Origin of the sequence: Streptomyces sp. NPDC102270, from assembly GCF_044766405.1 — a bacterium.
Lineage (GTDB): Bacteria > Actinomycetota > Actinomycetes > Streptomycetales > Streptomycetaceae > Streptomyces.
Genome location: NZ_JBIWLX010000002.1, coordinates 353,705 through 369,695, shown reverse-complemented (window position 1 = coordinate 369,695; position 15,991 = coordinate 353,705). Strand labels below are relative to the sequence as shown.

The following is a 15,991-nucleotide window of genomic DNA, read 5'->3' as shown; positions in this document are numbered from 1 at the left end:
TTATCTTGATGTCAAGATACTTTACATCAAGAGACTTCACATCGACACAACCACTACACTGATCGTCATGGAGGACGAGGTCGATCGGCTGGTCGCTGCGTGGCGCCGGGAGCGCCCTGACCTCGACGTGGAACCGCTCGAGGTGCTCAGCCGGGTGAGCAGACTGGCCCGGCATCTGGACCGGGCACGCCGGCTGGCCTTCGCGGAGCACAGCCTGGAGCCCTGGGAGTTCGACGTACTGACCGCGCTCAGACGAGCGGGGACGCCGTATCAGCTCTCGCCGGGGCAGCTTCTGACCCAGACCCTGGTCACCTCGGGCACCATGACCAACCGCATCGACCGGCTGGCCAAGAAGGGCCTGGTGGAGCGGCTGCCCGATCCGAGCGACCGGCGCGGGGTGCTGGTCCGGCTCACGGAGGACGGCCAGGACCGCGCGGACCAGGCCCTCGCCGGTCTGCTGGAACAGGAGCGCGCGATCCTCGCCGAGCTCTCCCGCGCCCAGCGCGGGGAACTGGCCGGGCTGCTACGCCAGCTGACCGCCCCGTTCGACAACATCCCCGGCTAGGTCCACCGGCCCCACGCCCGCGCGCCGCGCCAGAGCGACGGCGGCCAGGGTGGAGTGGACGCCCAGCTTGCCGAGGACGTTCTGCATGTGGGTGCGCACGGTGTGCGGGGACAGGAACAGTCTCTCCGCGACCGCCTTGCGGCCGAGCCCGGCCACCATGCAGCGCAGCACCTCCCGCTCGCGCGGGGTGAGGGACTCCACCAGCCGCTCGCTCTCGGTGCGGTGCTTGCGGGCGGCGGTGAGCTCCCGCAGCACGCCGGTGAGCAGGGCGGGCGGCAGATGCGTCTCGTCGCGCAGCACCCCCCGGATGACGGTGAGCAGCCGGGACAGCGAGCAGTCCTTGGCCACCCAGCCCGAGGCGCCGGCCTGCAGGGCGAGCGCCGCCCGCCGCGGTTCGTCCTTCTCGGCAAGCACGACGATTCGGACCGCCGGCTGCCCCGTACGGACCCCGGCGACCAGCGATATGCCGTCGACCAGCCCGTCCTCGTTGGCGTCCGGCACCGACACGGCGGGCCTGATGCCCTGGACGTTGCCGCCCAGATCGGCGTCGACGAGCAGCACGTCGAAACGGCGGCCCTCGGCGGCCGCGCGCTCCAGACTGCGCAGCGCGGCGGGACCGCTGCCGGCCGCGGAGACCTCCACGTCGGGCTCGGCCGCCAGTGCGGCGGCGAGCGACTCGGCGAAGATGCGATGGTCGTCGACGACCAGGACTCGGATGCGAACCACGAAACCCCCTTCCCCAAGCTCTCGAAGAGCAGGGGATACCCCATCGTCTTCGTCTGAGGACGACTCGGGGACGACACCGCCGCGGGTACGACGCCCGAAGCACGATGGCCGCACGGCCGCCGCCGCGCAAGAACTGCTACCCCCACTTCGGGCGCCGTACCCGACTGTCTCGCCCCCTGATCAGCACCGGCCCCCACCGGTGCTGTTCATCAGGGTACGGCCGGGGGGCAGGAGCGGAAGGTTATTTGCAGAACTGGCTGTCCGCTGCGTTTATGGTGAGCCGCATGTTTCGTCTGGAGACAGAAGTCGACAAAGCCCGGCAGGATCTGCTCCGCAAGCGGCTGCGGGACACCAACACGGCGGCCTCCCCGGTGCTGCGCGCGCTGCGCGGAACCCCAGGTGAACGGGAACTTCCGCTCCACGTCTGGGCGTTGGACGACTCCGGCGAGCTCGCGGGCGGACTGGTCGGCCACACCTGGACGAGCTGGCTGCACGTGACCTACCTGTGGGTGGACGGACGGCACCGCGGGGCGGGCCTGGGTTCGCAGTTGCTCGCACGGGCGGAGCGCATGGCCCGGCGCGGCCGCGGCTGCACCGCCGTACGCCTGGAGACGTGGGACTTCCAGGCGCCGGAGTTCTACAGGAAGCAGGGCTACGAGGTGGTGTGCGTGATCCCGGACTATCCGCCGGGGGCCACGGAGTACACGCTGACCAAGCGGCTCACCGTCTGAAGCGCCAGGAGCCCGGCTCGTCCGCCGGCTCCAGACCCAGCTGCCCGGCGATACCGGCCGCGCGGCGGTGCGAGACGTCGGGGTAGTGCGCGGGGTGCACCTCGATGACCCCGTGGTCGTCGGCCGAGGCCGTGCGCAGTGCCTCGCGGAGCGTGTGTTCCTGTTCCGCCACCCTGGACCGCTCCTCCCGCCGACGGGCGACGGTCGCGCCCCGGCGGGCGGTGGCCGCGACGACGCCGAGCGCGATCAGCGCCAGCGCCCCCACGCCCAGCACGTCACCGGTCGCGTCCGCGTCGCCCGGGATGCGGGGACGCAGGACGCCCTCGGGGTCCGCGAGCACGGTGACGGTCTGCCCCACGGCGAAGCTGCCGGAGCCGGCCTGGAGGGCGGGGCCCGGGAGCCTGCTGCCGTCGCGGCGGGCGAGGGCGTAGTCGTAGGTGTCCGCCTGGCGCCCCCGGTCCGGGGCGGGCCAGTCCCGTACGACGGTGGCGGTGATCCGTTCGCCCCGCCGCTCCAGGGTGAGGTCGTCGCGGGCCAGGTCGGCGATGTGGACGGCCATCAGGGAGGCGCCCACCACCAGCAGTGCCGCGGACAGGCCCGTCCCGTCCGCGCACAGTTTCGTCAGCAGCAGGGCGAGGAGCACGCCGTGCGCGATCCACAGGGGCACCAGAAGACCGTAGCCCTGGTGGTCCGCCAGGAGGTAGAAGCCGACGATCGCGGCGAGCGCGTAGCAGCCGATGCCGGTCGCCGACAGGATGCGAAGGTGCCCTCGACTCACGCTCCGACGTTACTGGGGCGTATGTCAGGGAGAGGCCCGGCTTTCCCCAAGTTCGGATCAAGCCGGGCAAAACAGCGGTCGGTCGGTCTCAGACCAGGCGCCGAGCTCCGGCCGAGGGCACCGCCTCGAACACCCGCGGAGCGGTGAACTCCGCCCCGGCGAAGGCCTCTTGGACCGCCTTGGTGATCGTCTCCACGTCGGCCGCCTCCGCCAGCACGATCGCCGAGCCGCCGAAGCCGCCGCCGGTCATCCGCGCGCCCAGGGCGCCCGAGGCGAGGGCGGTGTCGACGACCAGGTCCAGCTCCGGGCAGGAGATCCGGAAGTCGTCGCGCAGCGAGGCGTGTCCGGCGATCAGCACGGGGCCGATCGCGCGGGTCTCGCCCGACTCCAGCAGGGCGACGGTCTTCTCGACCCGTTCGTCCTCGGTGACGATGTGGCGGACCAGGCGTACGGCCTCCTCGTCGTCGCCGAGCCGGTCGAGAGCCACGTCGAGCTCGCCGTAGGGGATGTCCCGCAGCGCGTCCACGCCCAGCAGTGCCGCGCCCCGCTCGCAGCCCGCACGGCGCTTGCCGTACTCGCCCTCGCTGTGCGAGTGCTTGACGCGGGTGTCGACGACGAGCAGGACCATGCCCTCGGCGGCGAGGTCGAAGGGGATCTGCTTCTGGGAGAGGTCCCGGGTGTCGAGGAACAGGGCGTGGCCGGCCTCGCAGCAGGCGGACGCGGTCTGGTCCATGATCCCGGTGGGGGCGCCGACGTAGACGTTCTCGGCGCGCTGGCACAGCCGGGCCAGCTGCCAGCGCTGGAGACCGAGGTCGTAGAGGTCGTTCAGCGCGAGCGCGACGACGACCTCCAGGGCCGCCGAGGAGGACAGGCCCGCGCCCGCGGGGACCGTGGAGGTCAGGTGGACGTCCGCGCCGGTGACCGGGTGTCCGGCCTCGCGCAGTGCCCAGACGACCCCGGCCGGGTACGCGGTCCAGTTCCGGTCGCTCTCCGGGGCGAGGTCGTCGAGGCGCAGCTCCACGACCCCGCCCTCGACGTCCGAGGAGTGCAGGCGCAGGACGCCGTCCGTGCGCCGGGAGACGGCCGCGACCGCGGTGTGCGGCAGCGCGAAGGGCATCACGAAGCCGTCGTTGTAGTCGGTGTGCTCACCGATGAGGTTGACGCGGCCCGGCGCCGCCCAGACACCCTCGGGCTCGGTTCCGTACAGCTCGACGAAACCGTCCCGGACCTGCTGTGCCGCCACTACTGCTCCCTTGCTGCGCTGATGGTCTGAGCGAACTCCCACGCGTCCGCGACGATTCCCGCGAGATCCGTGCGGGACGGGTTCCAGCCCAGCTTCTCGCGGGCGGTGGCGGCGGAGGCGACCAGGGTGGCCGGGTCGCCGCCCCGGCGCGGGGCCACGACCTCGGGGATCGGGTGGCCGGTGACCTGGCGGACGGTCTCGATGACCTGGCGGACGGAGAAGCCCTCGCCGTTGCCGAGGTTGCAGATGAGGTGCTCGCCGGGCTCGGCGGCTTTCAGCGCGAGGAGGTGGGCCTCGGCCAGGTCGGCGACGTGGATGTAGTCGCGCACGCAGGTGCCGTCCGGGGTCGGGTAGTCCTCGCCGAAGACGTTGATCGCCTCCCGCTTGCCCTGGGCGACCTGGAGGATCAGCGGGATGAGGTGCGACTCGGGGTCGTGCCGCTCGCCCTGCTTTCCGTACGCGCCGGCCACGTTGAAGTAGCGCAGGGACACGGCACCGAGGCCGTGCGCGTTCGCCTCGCTGGTGATCATGAAGTCGACGGCGAGCTTGGAGGCGCCGTACGGGTTGGTGGGCCTGGTGGGCGCCGACTCGACGATCGGCACCTCCTCGGGCTCCCCGTACGTGGCGGCCGTGGAGGAGAAGACGAGCTTCTTGACACCGGCCTCGCGCATCGCGCCGAGCAGCGCCATGGTGCCGCCGACGTTGTTGTCCCAGTACTTCTCGGGCTTCACGACCGACTCGCCGACCTGCGAGGACGCGGCGAAGTGGAGCACGCCGTCGAAGGAGCGGTCGAGCCACTTGGCGGCGTCGCGGATGTCACCCTCGATGAAGGCGGCCCCGGCCGGGACACCCTCGCGGAAGCCGGTGGAGAGGTTGTCGAGGACGACGACCTCGTGCCCCGCCTCCAGCAGGTGCTGGGCCACGACCCCGCCGACATACCCCGCGCCACCTGTCACCAGGTACTTCATGAACTCGCTACCTCTCGCAGTCGCTGTGCCGCGGCTTCCGGACTGATGTCGTTGATGAAGACGTTCATGCCCGACTCGGAGCCCGCGAGGAACTTCAGCTTGCCGGACGTACGGCGAATGGTGAAAAGCTCGAGATGCAGCGCGAAGTCGTCGCGGCTCACGCCCTCGAACTCCTCCAGCTGACCGAAAGGCGCCTGGTGCCAGGCGGCGATGTACGGCGTGGAAGGCTCACTCTCCCCGAAGATCCGGTCGAAGCGCCTCAAGAGTTCCAGATAGACCTTGGGGAACTCTGTGCGGGCCTCCTCGTCCAGGCCGAGCAGATCCGGCACCCGGCGCTTGGGATACAGATGCACCTCGTACGGCCAGTGCGCCGCGTAGGGCACGAAGGCGACCCAGTGCTCCCCCTCCAGGACGACCCGCTCACCGGCGAGCTCGCTCGCCACGACGGCGTCGAAGAGGTTCTCCCCTCCGGTCGCCTCCTTGTGGGCCGCGAGAGAACGCAGCATCAGGGCGGTGCGCGGCGTGGTGAAGGGGTAGGCGTAGATCTGGCCATGGGGGTGACCCAGGGTCACACCGATCTCCGCACCCCGGTTCTCGAAACAGAAGACCTGCTCCACGGAGGGCAGATGCGACAGCTCCGACGTCCGGTCGGTCCATGCGTCCAGGACGAGCCGTGCCTGCTCCTCCGTGAGGTCCGCGAAGGAAGCGTTGTGGTCCGAGGTGAAGCAGACGACCTCACAACGGCCCGAGTCGCCGGCCAGCGAGGGGAAACGGTTCTCGAAGACCACGGCGTCGTACGACGAGTCCGGGATCTCACTCAGCCGCTCACCCTGCGAGGGGCACAGCGGGCACTCGTCGGCGGGCGGGTGGTAGGTGCGCCCCTGTCGGTGCGAGGCGATGGCCACGGAGTCGCCGAGCAGCGGATCCCGACGAACCTCGGACGTGGTGACAGTCCGCTCCAGCGGCCGCCGGTCCACGGCGTCGCGGACGGTGTCGTCGCGCAGGTCGTAGTAGATGAGCTCGCGACCGTCGGCCAGCCGGGTCGAGGTCTTCTTCACCGCTGGACTCCTTCAGTCAAACATAACTAAACACAAGTAACCATAACCGCGCAGTCGCGTCAACATCGGAATCAAACAAAGCGCATCAGTCGAGGTGTTCAATTGCTGACTATGCAAAACCCCACAAAAGGCGTAGAAACCGCATACCTCGCGGCCGAGCTGAAGCTCCCCACCAACTGGCTCGACTACACGATCCTCGGCATCTACTTCGTCGTCGTCCTCGGCATCGGCTTCGCGGCCCGCCGCTCGGTGAAGACGAGCCTGGACTTCTTCCTCTCCGGCCGCTCACTGCCGGCCTGGATCACGGGTCTCGCCTTCATCTCCGCCAACCTGGCCGCCACGGAGATCCTGGGGATGGCCGCCAACAGCGCGCAGTACGGCGCCTACACGGTCCACTGGTACTGGATCGGCGCCATCCCGGCCATGGTCTTCCTCGGCCTGGTGATGATGCCCTTCTACTACGGCAGCAAGGTGCGCTCGGTTCCCGAGATGCTCCTGCTGCGCTTCGACAAGTGGGCCCACCTGCTCAGCTCGGCACTCTTCGCCTTCGCGGCCATCCTGATCGCTGGCGTGAACCTCTACGCCCTGGCGATCGTGGTCGAGGCCCTGCTGGGCTGGCCGCAATGGGTGGCCATCGTCGTGGCCGGCGCCTTCGTGCTCGCCTACATCACCCTCGGCGGCCTGTCCTCCGCGATCTACAACGAGGTCCTCCAGTTCTTCGTGATCCTGGCGGCCCTGATCCCTCTCGTCGTCCTGGGCCTGAAGAAGGTCGGCGGCTGGGGCGGCCTGACCGACAAGCTGACGGCTGAGCACGGCGCCAACTTCACAACGGCCTGGGGCGGTACGGGCATCGGCAGCGCGAACCCGCTGGGCGCGAACTGGCTGACGATCGTGCTGGGCCTCGGCTTCGTCCTGTCCTTCGGCTACTGGACGACGAACTTCGCGGAGGTCCAGCGAGCGCTGTCGGCGAAGAACCTGAGCGCGGCCCAGCGCACGCCCCTCATCGCGGCCTTCCCCAAGATCTTCATGGTGTTCCTGGTGATGATCCCGGGCCTGACGGCGGCGGCCCTGATCCCCGGCTTCGGCACCGCCGACTCGGGCTACCAGTACAACGACGCCATCCCCTACCTGATGGAACAGCTCCTGCCGAACGGCGTCCTGGGCATCGCGGTCACCGGTCTCCTGGCCGCCTTCATGGCGGGCATGGCCGCCAACGTCTCGTCCTTCAACACGGTGTTCACGAACGACATCTGGGGCCGCTACGTGGTGCGGGGCCGTGACGACACGTACTACGTCCGCTTCGGCCGCCTGATCACGGTGATCGGCGTCTGCGCGTCAGTGGGAACAGCGTTCCTCGCCTCGTCCTTCTCGAACATCATGAGCTACCTCCAGACGCTGTTCTCCTTCTTCAACGTGCCGATGTTCGTCGTCTTCATCGTCGGCATGTTCTGGAAGCGCGCGTCCGTGAAGTCCGGCTTCTGGGGCCTGCTGGCCGGCACGGTCGCGGCGATGGTGAACTACTTCTGGATCTACAAGCAGGGCATCATCGACATCCCCTCCGACCAGGGCGCCAACTTCGTCTCCGCGATCGTGGGCTTCGTGGCGGGCGCGGTCGTGATGATCGCCGTCTCCCTGTTCACGGCCCCCAAGCCCGCCGAGGAACTCCAGGGCCTCGTCTACGGCACGACGTCCCCCGGCATGACCGAGCCCCCCGCCGTCGGCGATGACGCCTGGTACCGCAGGCCGGCCCTGCTGGGCTGGGGCGCGGTGGTGCTGGCGGCCGTCTGCTACATCCCGTTCTCGTTCTGATCCCGGCCGAATCGAGGAACCATGTCCGAACACGACGTCCAGCGGGAAGTCTCCGAACTCCAGGCCAAGTCGGCCACCGCGGCCCGCATCTTCGACCTGCGCCGCATCATCGGCGGCCTGTTCGTCCTCTACGGCATCATCGTCACGATCGCCGGCATCAACCCCTCCGACGCCACGCTCGACAAGGCAGAGGGCATCAACATCAACCTCTGGACCGGCCTCGGCATGCTGTTCCTGGGCATCTTTTTCCTGGTCTGGCTGAAGATGCGCCCGACGCCGCCGCCGGTACCGAAGGCGACACCGGGGGAGGAACCGACCGAGTAGCGACAGCGCCTAGGGAGATGCCGGGTCAGGTTGTCGGGCGGCTGCGGGTACGTCGTGGCCGGTCGCGCAGTTCCCCGCGGTGCCGCTGCGCTGGGCTTGAACCGGGCGCGAGGGTGCCGGGGAGGTGGTCGGGCGGCTGCGGGCCGGTGGGGGCTGGTCGCGCAGTTCCCCGCGCCCCCGGGTGGGACTCGTGCACCCACGTACGGACTCCCCCTCCACCCCGGCACCCCCCGGACCGCAACGGGCCGCCGCAGGCATTCAGGGGCGCGGGGAACTGCGCACAACACCCGGCCCCACCGGACCCGCACCAGACGAACCCGAACCCGAACCCGTCAAACCGCCGGAGGCTGCCGTTGGCCCACAGGGCCGGCCCGGTCCAACAACCCCGTCCGCGCAGCCAACGCCGCCGCCTCCAACCGAGACCCCACCCCCAGTTTCATCAGCACCCGCTGCACATGCGTGCGAGCAGTGGACGGCGCTATCCCCATCCCCGCCGCGATCAGCCGCGTGTCCTCCCCGTCGGCCACCCGCACCAGCACCTCCACCTCCCGAGGCGTCAGCATCTGCAGCAGCCGCTGCCCCTCGTCGTCCGGCTGGGCCGCGGGATTGAGCAGCTCACTGAAGGCCCCCTGAAGCAACTGCGGGGCGACCGCCGCCTCCCCTGCCCGGGCCTTCATGATCGCCCGCTCGACCCCCTCGATCCGCTCGTCGTGCCGCACATAACCGGAGGCCCCCGCGGCGAAAGCGGCGGCGATCCCCCGAGGGCTGGGCACCGGCCCCAGCACCAGCACCGCCACCTGCGGCCGCTCCCGCTTGATCTTCACGACCGGGTCGAACATCCCTGGTTCGGCCGGCGTGGCCGTCCCCAGCAGGCACACCTCGGGCGCCCGGCTGATCACCAGCTCCGCCGCCCCCGCGGCAGGCGCGGCCGCCGCGAGCACCCGGTGCCCGCGCAGTTTCAACGCCGAGGCCAGCGCCTCGGCGAGCAATCGGTGGTCGTCGACCACCATGAGCCGAACTCCCATCGAGCAACCCCCCAGTCCCCCCATGGATCCGCGTGAAGGCCCCACTATGGATGCTCACTGATCCGCACGGACAGAGGCACTCTCCCGGCACCCCCGCCCTCCATGCCCCCGGAAGCTACACGCTAGTTCGACGTTGCGCTTCCCTTACCGGTGAGAAGTGTCCCGGAAGGACTGAATTCCTGGCTTTCCTGTCGTTCGAGGAGGATGTGCCGCACCTTCACGTGCCGCACCTTCACGCGTCCTCGGCCAGCTCCAGCCACCGCATCTCCAGCTCTTCCCGCTCCCCGGCGAGATCCCGCAGCTCGGCGTCGAGGGAGGCCACCTTGGCGAAGTCGGTGGCGTTGTCGGCGATCCGGGCGTGCAGCTTGCTCTCCTTCTCGGAGATCTTGTCGAGCTGCCGCTCGATCTTCTGGAGCTCCTTCTTGGCGGTCCGCTGATCCGCGGAGCTCTTCTCGGCCACCGGCTTCACCACCACCGGCGCCGAAGCCGCGGCCGCCTCCTCCATCCGCTGCCGTCGCTCCAGGTACTCGTCGATGCCCCGGGGCAGCATCCGCAGGCTGGCGTCCCCGAGCAGCGCGAAGACGCGGTCGGTCGTCCGCTCGACGAAGAACCGGTCGTGGGAGATGACGACCATCGAGCCGGGCCAGCCGTCGAGGACGTCCTCCAGCTGGGTCAGCGTCTCGATGTCCAGATCGTTCGTCGGCTCGTCCAGGAACAGCACGTTCGGCTCGTCCATCAGCAGCCGCAGCAGCTGGAGCCGCCGCCGCTCACCACCGGACAGGTCCCCGACCGGCGTCCACTGCTTCTCCTTGTTGAAGCCGAAGGTCTCGCACAGTTGCCCGGCGGTCATCTCGCGCCCCTTGCCGAGGTCGACGCGCTCCCGCACCTGCTGGACGGCCTCCAGCACCCGCAGCGCGGGATCGAGTTCGGCGACCTCCTGCGAGAGATAGGCGAGCTTGACGGTCCTGCCGACCACGACCCGGCCGCCCACGGGCTGGGTCTCGCCCTCCGTCCACGCGGCCTCGGCCATCGCGCGCAGCAAGGACGTCTTCCCGGCCCCGTTGACCCCGACGAGACCGATCCGGTCCCCGGGGCCCAACTGCCAGGTCACATGCTTCAGCAGGACCTTGGGCCCGGCCTGGACGGTCACGTCCTCCAGCTCGAAGACGGTCTTGCCCAGCCGCGTCGACGCGAACTTCATCAGCTCGCTGCTGTCCCGCGGCGGCGGCACGTCGGCGATGAGCTCGTTGGCGGCCTCGACGCGGAACCGCGGCTTGGACGTACGGGCGGGGGCGCCCCGCCTGAGCCAGGCCAGCTCCTTGCGGACGAGGTTCTGCCGCTTGGTCTCCTCGGTGGCGGCGATCCGCTCGCGCTCGGCACGCGCGAAGACGTAGTCGGAGTACCCGCCCTCGTACTCGAAGACGTCACCCTTCTGCACGTCCCACATGCGCGTGCAGACCTGGTCGAGGAACCACCGGTCGTGGGTGACGCAGACGAGCGCCGAGCGCCGCTCGCGCAGGTGCTTCGCCAGCCAGGCGATGCCCTCGACGTCGAGGTGGTTGGTGGGCTCGTCGAGGACGATCAGGTCCTGTTCCTCGATGAGCAGCTTGGCGAGGGCGATACGGCGGCGCTCGCCACCGGAGAGCGGCGCGATGACGGTGTCGAGGCCCTGCGGGAAGCCGGGCAGGTCGAGTCCGCCGAACAGTCCGGTCAGCACGTCGCGGATCTTGGAGTTGCCGGCCCACTCGTGGTCGGCCATGTCCCGGATGACCTCGTGCCGGACGGTGGCGGCCGGGTCGAGGGAGTCGTGCTGGGTGAGGACCCCGAGGCGCAGTCCGCCGGAGTGCGTGACGCGTCCGGTGTCGGTGTCCTCCAGCTTGGCGAGCATGCGGATCAGGGTGGTCTTGCCGTCGCCGTTGCGGCCCACGACGCCGATGCGATCACCCTCGGAGACGCCGAGCGAGACACCGTCCAGCAGGGCACGGGTGCCGTACACCTTGCTGACGTTCTCGACATTGACCAGATTGACGGCCATTTCTCTCCTGCCCAGGGGGATCGATCGACCCTCCAGGGTAGTCCGCCCGCTACGCCCCGATCACCGTCGCACCCGGCGCCGGCCCCGACGCGACCCGCACCGCCCGGCAGGTGCCGGAGGCGCGCAGGGCGTCCGCGATCTTCGCCGCCGCCTCGCTGTCGCGGGCGAGGAAGGCCGTGGTCGGGCCCGATCCCGAGACGAGTCCGGCGAGGGCGCCCGCGGCGCTTCCGGCCGCGAGGGTGCCCGCGAGTTCCGGGAAGAGCGAGAGGGCGGCGGGCTGGAGGTCGTTGGAGACGGCTGCGGCGAGCGCGTCCGGGTCGCCCCCGGCCAGCGCGTCGAGCAGGTGCTCGGAGGCGACGGGCTCGGGGACGTCGAGGCCCTCGGTGAGCCGGTCGAACTCCCGGAAGACGGCCGGGGTCGACAGCCCGCGCTCGGCCATCGCGAACACCCACGAGAAGGTGCCGCCGACGTCGAGCGTCCTGAGCTTCTCCCCGCGCCCGGTGCCGAGCGCGGCCCCGCCGACCAGACTGAACGGCACGTCACTGCCCAACTCGGCGCAGATGTCGAGCAGTTCGCCGCGGGAGGCACCCGTACCCCACAACGCGTCGCAGGCCAGCAGCGCGCCGGCGCCGTCCGCGCTGCCGCCCGCCATGCCGCCGGCGACGGGGATGTCCTTGGCGATGTGGAGGTGCACGGCGGGATCCAGACCGTGCCGCTCCGCGAGGGCGATCGCCGCGCGCGCCGCCAGGTTCGTACGGTCCAGGGGCACCTGGCCGGCGTCCGGACCGGAGCAGGTGACGCGGAGCCCCTCGGCCGGCGTCACGGTCACCTCGTCGTAGAGGCCGACCGCGAGGAAGACGTTGGCCAGGTCGTGGAAGCCGTCGGGACGGGCGGCGCCCACCGCGAGCTGGACGTTGACCTTGGCGGGGACGCGGACGGTGACGCTCACTGCTGACCCGGCTCCTTGTTTTCCGCGATGCGCGCGAACTCCTCGACGGTGAGCGCCTCGCCGCGGGCCTGCGGCGAGACCCCGGCCGCCACGAGGGCGGCCTCGGCGGCCGCGGCCGAACCCGCCCACCCGGCGAGCGCGGCCCGCAGGGTCTTGCGGCGCTGGGCGAAGGCGGCGTCCACGACGGCGAACACCTCGCGCCTCGACGCGGTGGTCTTGATCGGCTCGGTCCTGCGGGTGAGCGCGACGAGCCCGCTGTCGACGTTCGGCGCCGGCCAGAAGACGTTGCGGCCGATCGACCCGGCCCGCTTGACCTCGGCGTACCAGTTGGCCTTCACGGACGGGACGCCGTACACCTTCGAGCCGGGCGGCGCGGCGAGCCGGTCGGCGACCTCGGCCTGCACCATGACGAGGGTGCGCTCGATGCCCGGGAAGGTGTCGAGCATGTGCAGCAGCACGGGTACGGCGACGTTGTAGGGAAGGTTCGCGACGAGTGCGGTCGGCGAGGGGCCGGGCAGGTCGGTGACGTGCATGGCGTCGGAGTGCACCAGCGCGAACCGGTCCGCGCGGTCGGGCATGCGGGCCGCGATGGTGGCGGGCAGCGCGGAGGCGAGTACGTCGTCGATCTCGACGGCGGTGACGCGGTCGGCCGCTTCCAGCAGCGCCAGGGTGAGCGAGCCGAGCCCGGGCCCCACCTCCACCACCACGTCGTCGGGGCGGACGCCTGCGGTCCTGACGATACGGCGGACCGTGTTCGCGTCGATCACGAAGTTCTGGCCGCGCTGTTTGGTGGGGCGGACCCCTAGGACGGCCGCGAGTTCACGGATGTCGGCGGGGCCGAGGAGGGCGTCTGGGGAGGGGCTGCTGCTCACGGCCCCAAGGGTACGGGGCGGGGGTGGTGCTTCACTCACCCGTGCAACCGGCCGCCGCAGTGCGGCCAGGGGCTCGCCCCGCGCCGTACGTACAACTTCTTCGCCCGGAGCGTCTGCTCCGCGGCAGGGGCGTCCTGCGGTCGTCCCGAGCCGCCCAGCCCCTGCCAGGTCCTGGTGTCGAACTGGTAGAGGCCGCCGTACGTCCCCGAGGGATCCACCGCGTTCGGGCGGCCGCCGGACTCGCAGTGCGCCAGGCCCTGCCAGTTCAGGTGGTCCGCGCCCTGCACGGAGGTGGGCATCGGTTTCGTTCCGACTCTCACCACCTGGTCCCGTGGCTCGCGCACCACCTCGGTCCTGAGTCGCCGCGGCCTCTGCTTCACGCCGTTGACGGTGCGCAGGGAGTACGTGACCCGCCGGATCCCCGGCCGGCCCGCCTGTTCCACGATCTCGGTGCCCCTGAAGACGGTGGCGTCCTCGCTCCGCTGTACGCGGAAGGGGATCTGCTCCTCGCGCACTTCCCTCGTCGCGGTGATCCGCAGCACCGTGACGGTCTGCCCCTCACGGGGAAAGCTGCCCGGCGCCACCGAGGTGGTGTCCATCCCGCTCAGCGTGACCCCGGCCTGCTCGACGGCCTCCGCCACGGTCGCCGCGTTCGTCCGGATCGTGCGCGCCCGGCCGTCGGCCATGATCGTCACGGACCGCTCGGTCCGCACGTCGAGCGCGAGCCCCTCCCGTCCGATCCGCCGGGAGCGCGAGGTGGACACATACGCGCCCTCCGCTCGCACCCCGAGCTGTTCGAGCGCCCCGTCCACGGTCCGTGCCGTGGTCCACACCTCACGCCGGTGCCCGTCGAGGGTGAGCCGCACGGGACGCCCGTACCGGACCGCGACCTCGTCCCCGCTGGCGAGCGGTTCGCCGGGCGCGGGCGCGACCACGTCGTGCGCCCCCATGGCGACGCCCTCCTCGGCGAGAAGTTCACTCACGTCGTCCGCGAAGGTGTGCAGAGTGCGCGGCTTGCCGTCCACGCTCAGCTCGATCGCCTTGTCCTTGGCTACGAAGGCCGTGGTGCCGCCCGCGAGGAACGCGACGACCAGCGCCTGCGGAAGCAGCCGGCGCATCGCGCTGTCCGGCCGCTCGGTGTACCGCGCCCGACGCCGGCGGGCCGCCCGCCGCCCCGCCGTCTGCTGCGGAAGGGCCGGCTCCGGGGCCTCGTACGCGGGCCGGTAGGTGTCCTCGTACGGCAGCGTCGGCGCCGCGTCGGGCACCCCGTACACGCCGTACGCGAGGGTCTCCACGGTGTGCGGATCAGTGGGGGGCGCGTCGAAACCGCCGTACGGCAGGGGTTCGTACGGCTCGTACGCCTGATACGTCTCGTACTGCGAGTTGCTCACGCCGACACGCTCCAGGGGCCGAGGGGTCCAGAGGGGTCCGGATCGGGCCCACAGAACCTAACGGAGCGACCGTCACTCTCCAAAGCGACTCGGCTACCCGGAGTTACGTTCGAGGGGGTCAGTACCCGAAGGCGCGTGCGGTGTTGGCGGCGAGCGCCGTGGCCAGCGCGTCCTCGTCGATGCCGCGCACGGCGGCCATGGCGCGCACCGTGACCGGAATGAGATAGGGGGCGTTGGGCCGTCCGCGGTACGGCGCCGGCGTCAAAAAGGGCGCGTCCGTCTCCACCAGCAACAGCTCCAGCGGGGCCACCGCCACCGCGTCCCGCAGGTTCTGGGCGTTCTTGAAGGTGACGTTGCCGGCGAAGGACATGAAGTATCCGGCGGCGGCGCAGATCTGCGCCATCTCGGCGTCACCGGAGTAGCAGTGGAAGACGGTGCGCTCGGGGGCGCCCTCCTCCTTCAGCACGCGCAGGACGTCCGCGTGGGCGTCCCGGTCGTGGATGACGAGCGCCTTGCCGTGCCGCTTGGCCATCTCGATGTGGGCGCGGAAGGACGCCTCCTGCGCCTCCTTGCCCTCGGGCCCGGTGCGGAAGTAATCGAGGCCGGTCTCGCCGACGCCCTTGACCTGCGGGAGTCCGGCCAGGCGGTCGATCTCCGCGAGCGCCTCGTCGAGCGCCGCCGTGCCCCCCGCCTTGCGCGCCCCCTGCCTGGACCAGCCGTCGGGGTCGCCGTGGACGATGCGGGGCGCCTCGTTGGGGTGCAGGGCGACGGTGGCGTGGACGGCGTCGTACCGGTCCGCCGTCTCGGCCGCCCAGCGGGAGCCCCTCACGTCGCAGCCGACCTGGACGACCGTGGTCACCCCGACCGACGCGGCTTTCGCGAGCCCCTCCTCCACGGTCCCGTCCTGCATGTCCAGGTGGGTGTGGGAGTCGGCGACCGGCACCCGCAGGGGCGCCGGGAGCGGCGGGGCCGCGTTCTTCTCGCGGGGGCTGTTCGAAGGCATGCCCCGATCCTACGAAAGGGGCATGCCCACCCGGATGCCGGAGCGGTCAGCTCGCCTTGCGCTGGAAGACGTGCAGCAGGTCGGCCAGGTGCCAGTGGTGCTCCTGGGCGGACGCCCCGCCCCCGGCCGCCGGCGCCTGCACGGGCCCGGCGGGGGGCGCGGGCTGCCCGCGGTGCGCCGCGTCACGGGCGGAGGCGACCCGGCCGGGCCGCATGATCCGTACGACGTGGTGGTCGCAGTTCTCGCACGCGGGCCTGGAGAGCGGCGAGGGCACGACCCGTCCGTCGACCATGTACTGCACGAACTCGCGGCCGTCGCCGTCGACGTGGTGCTCTATCTCGTACGACTGCTCCCACCCGTGCCCGCAGCGCATGCAGGCGAAGGAGTAGGACTCGTTGACGACTGCTGTCGCACCGGGGTGCCCTGCGATCTCGCTCATTCCAGCTCCTGTGTGTCCGCTGGTTCGAAGGACGGGTACGTCCCTCACCCCAGTGGACGCCTCCCGCGGCACGAA

The 15,991-nt window shown here is 70.8% G+C and carries 16 protein-coding genes; 4 read left to right on the top strand and 12 right to left on the bottom strand.

The annotated features are described in order from the left end of the window. Positions 1-67: 67 nt before the first annotated feature. Positions 68-565 carry a MarR family transcriptional regulator gene (locus ACIRP7_RS04590; protein ID WP_352388327.1) on the top strand — a complete coding sequence of 166 codons (498 nt, stop codon included), beginning with the start codon at positions 68-70 and terminating at the stop codon, positions 563-565. Here the strand turns inward: ACIRP7_RS04590 and ACIRP7_RS04585 are convergent. After that, on the bottom strand, positions 524-1,291 hold the full coding sequence (locus ACIRP7_RS04585; protein WP_403653873.1) for a LuxR C-terminal-related transcriptional regulator: 768 nt from the start codon (positions 1,289-1,291) through the stop codon (positions 524-526). The genes ACIRP7_RS04590 and ACIRP7_RS04585 overlap by 42 nt on opposite strands. A 272-nt stretch (positions 1,292-1,563) precedes the next feature. Between ACIRP7_RS04585 and ACIRP7_RS04580 the strand changes: the two genes are divergently transcribed. Next, entirely contained in the window at positions 1,564-2,022 is a 459-nt protein-coding gene (locus ACIRP7_RS04580; protein ID WP_403653870.1) for a GNAT family N-acetyltransferase, read from the top strand. Here ACIRP7_RS04580 and ACIRP7_RS04575 read toward each other — a convergent pair. The 4 genes from ACIRP7_RS04575 to galT form a co-directional block, all read right to left on the bottom strand. Further along, positions 2,012-2,800, bottom strand: a complete 789-nt coding sequence (locus ACIRP7_RS04575) for a hypothetical protein (protein ID WP_403653867.1) — start codon at positions 2,798-2,800, stop codon at positions 2,012-2,014. The genes ACIRP7_RS04580 and ACIRP7_RS04575 overlap by 11 nt on opposite strands. An 88-nt stretch (positions 2,801-2,888) precedes the next feature. Continuing rightward, positions 2,889-4,043 carry a galactokinase gene (galK, locus tag ACIRP7_RS04570; RefSeq protein WP_403653865.1) on the bottom strand — a complete coding sequence of 385 codons (1,155 nt, stop codon included), beginning with the start codon at positions 4,041-4,043 and terminating at the stop codon, positions 2,889-2,891. Further along, positions 4,043-5,011 (bottom strand): UDP-glucose 4-epimerase GalE, encoded by a 969-nt coding sequence (galE, locus tag ACIRP7_RS04565; RefSeq protein ID WP_403653862.1) that lies wholly within the window; start codon positions 5,009-5,011, stop codon positions 4,043-4,045. Before galE ends, galK begins: the two co-directional genes overlap by 1 nt. Beyond that, the gene (gene galT, locus ACIRP7_RS04560) at positions 5,008-6,069 is read right to left on the bottom strand and encodes a galactose-1-phosphate uridylyltransferase (protein ID WP_403653859.1); all 1,062 of its coding nucleotides are present in this window, start codon (positions 6,067-6,069) and stop codon (positions 5,008-5,010) included. The genes galE and galT overlap by 4 nt, the downstream gene beginning before the upstream one ends. 111 nt (positions 6,070-6,180) lie before the next feature. On the opposite strand from galT, the gene ACIRP7_RS04555 reads away from it, so the two are divergent. Together ACIRP7_RS04555 and ACIRP7_RS04550 are read left to right on the top strand one after the other, a co-directional pair. Further along, complete coding sequence (locus tag ACIRP7_RS04555) at positions 6,181-7,878, top strand: sodium:solute symporter family protein (protein WP_403654249.1); 1,698 nt, start codon at positions 6,181-6,183, stop codon at positions 7,876-7,878. 21 nt (positions 7,879-7,899) lie between these two features. Beyond that, on the top strand, positions 7,900-8,202 hold the full coding sequence (locus tag ACIRP7_RS04550) for a hypothetical protein (protein ID WP_403653856.1): 303 nt from the start codon (positions 7,900-7,902) through the stop codon (positions 8,200-8,202). 332 nt (positions 8,203-8,534) lie between these two features. Here ACIRP7_RS04550 and ACIRP7_RS04545 read toward each other — a convergent pair whose 3' ends face one another. The 7 genes from ACIRP7_RS04545 to ACIRP7_RS04515 all read right to left on the bottom strand — a co-directional run bounded on the left by ACIRP7_RS04545 (position 8,535) and on the right by ACIRP7_RS04515 (position 15,916). Beyond that, positions 8,535-9,227: a LuxR C-terminal-related transcriptional regulator gene (locus ACIRP7_RS04545; protein WP_403653853.1), complete on the bottom strand. Its 693-nt coding sequence runs from the start codon at positions 9,225-9,227 to the stop codon at positions 8,535-8,537. Positions 9,228-9,459: 232 nt separating this feature from the next. Further along, positions 9,460-11,262 carry an ABC-F family ATP-binding cassette domain-containing protein gene (locus tag ACIRP7_RS04540; RefSeq protein ID WP_403653851.1) on the bottom strand — a complete coding sequence of 601 codons (1,803 nt, stop codon included), beginning with the start codon at positions 11,260-11,262 and terminating at the stop codon, positions 9,460-9,462. A 49-nt stretch (positions 11,263-11,311) separates the two neighbouring features. Beyond that, positions 11,312-12,211 carry a 4-(cytidine 5'-diphospho)-2-C-methyl-D-erythritol kinase gene (locus ACIRP7_RS04535; RefSeq protein WP_403653848.1) on the bottom strand — a complete coding sequence of 300 codons (900 nt, stop codon included), beginning with the start codon at positions 12,209-12,211 and terminating at the stop codon, positions 11,312-11,314. Continuing rightward, a complete protein-coding gene (gene rsmA / locus ACIRP7_RS04530) occupies positions 12,208-13,083 on the bottom strand; it encodes a 16S rRNA (adenine(1518)-N(6)/adenine(1519)-N(6))-dimethyltransferase RsmA (RefSeq protein ID WP_403653845.1) in 876 nt (291 codons plus the stop codon). Before rsmA ends, ACIRP7_RS04535 begins: the two co-directional genes overlap by 4 nt. 35 nt (positions 13,084-13,118) lie before the next feature. After that, positions 13,119-14,474, bottom strand: coding sequence for a ubiquitin-like domain-containing protein (locus tag ACIRP7_RS04525; RefSeq protein ID WP_403653842.1), 1,356 nt, complete (start codon positions 14,472-14,474; stop codon positions 13,119-13,121). 118 nt (positions 14,475-14,592) lie between these two features. Next, positions 14,593-15,477 carry a TatD family hydrolase gene (locus ACIRP7_RS04520; protein WP_403653839.1) on the bottom strand — a complete coding sequence of 295 codons (885 nt, stop codon included), beginning with the start codon at positions 15,475-15,477 and terminating at the stop codon, positions 14,593-14,595. Between the two features lie 46 nt (positions 15,478-15,523). After that, positions 15,524-15,916, bottom strand: coding sequence for a hypothetical protein (locus ACIRP7_RS04515; protein WP_403653836.1), 393 nt, complete (start codon positions 15,914-15,916; stop codon positions 15,524-15,526). Positions 15,917-15,991: the final 75 nt, after the last annotated feature.

What these genes read in the sequence shown, in the direction of transcription:
- ACIRP7_RS04590 (WP_352388327.1), top strand. Translation starts at nt 68, where the DNA reads ATGGAGGACGAGGTCGATCGGCTGGTCGCTGCGTGGCGCCGGGAGCGC.
- ACIRP7_RS04580 (WP_403653870.1), top strand. Translation starts at nt 1,564, where the DNA reads ATGGTGAGCCGCATGTTTCGTCTGGAGACAGAAGTCGACAAAGCCCGG.
- galE (WP_403653862.1), bottom strand. Translation starts at nt 5,011, where the DNA reads ATGAAGTACCTGGTGACAGGTGGCGCGGGGTATGTCGGCGGGGTCGTG.
- ACIRP7_RS04555 (WP_403654249.1), top strand. Translation starts at nt 6,181, where the DNA reads ATGCAAAACCCCACAAAAGGCGTAGAAACCGCATACCTCGCGGCCGAG.
- ACIRP7_RS04550 (WP_403653856.1), top strand. Translation starts at nt 7,900, where the DNA reads ATGTCCGAACACGACGTCCAGCGGGAAGTCTCCGAACTCCAGGCCAAG.
- ACIRP7_RS04545 (WP_403653853.1), bottom strand. Translation starts at nt 9,227, where the DNA reads ATGGGAGTTCGGCTCATGGTGGTCGACGACCACCGATTGCTCGCCGAG.
- ACIRP7_RS04540 (WP_403653851.1), bottom strand. Translation starts at nt 11,262, where the DNA reads ATGGCCGTCAATCTGGTCAATGTCGAGAACGTCAGCAAGGTGTACGGC.
- ACIRP7_RS04520 (WP_403653839.1), bottom strand. Translation starts at nt 15,477, where the DNA reads ATGCCTTCGAACAGCCCCCGCGAGAAGAACGCGGCCCCGCCGCTCCCG.
- ACIRP7_RS04515 (WP_403653836.1), bottom strand. Translation starts at nt 15,916, where the DNA reads ATGAGCGAGATCGCAGGGCACCCCGGTGCGACAGCAGTCGTCAACGAG.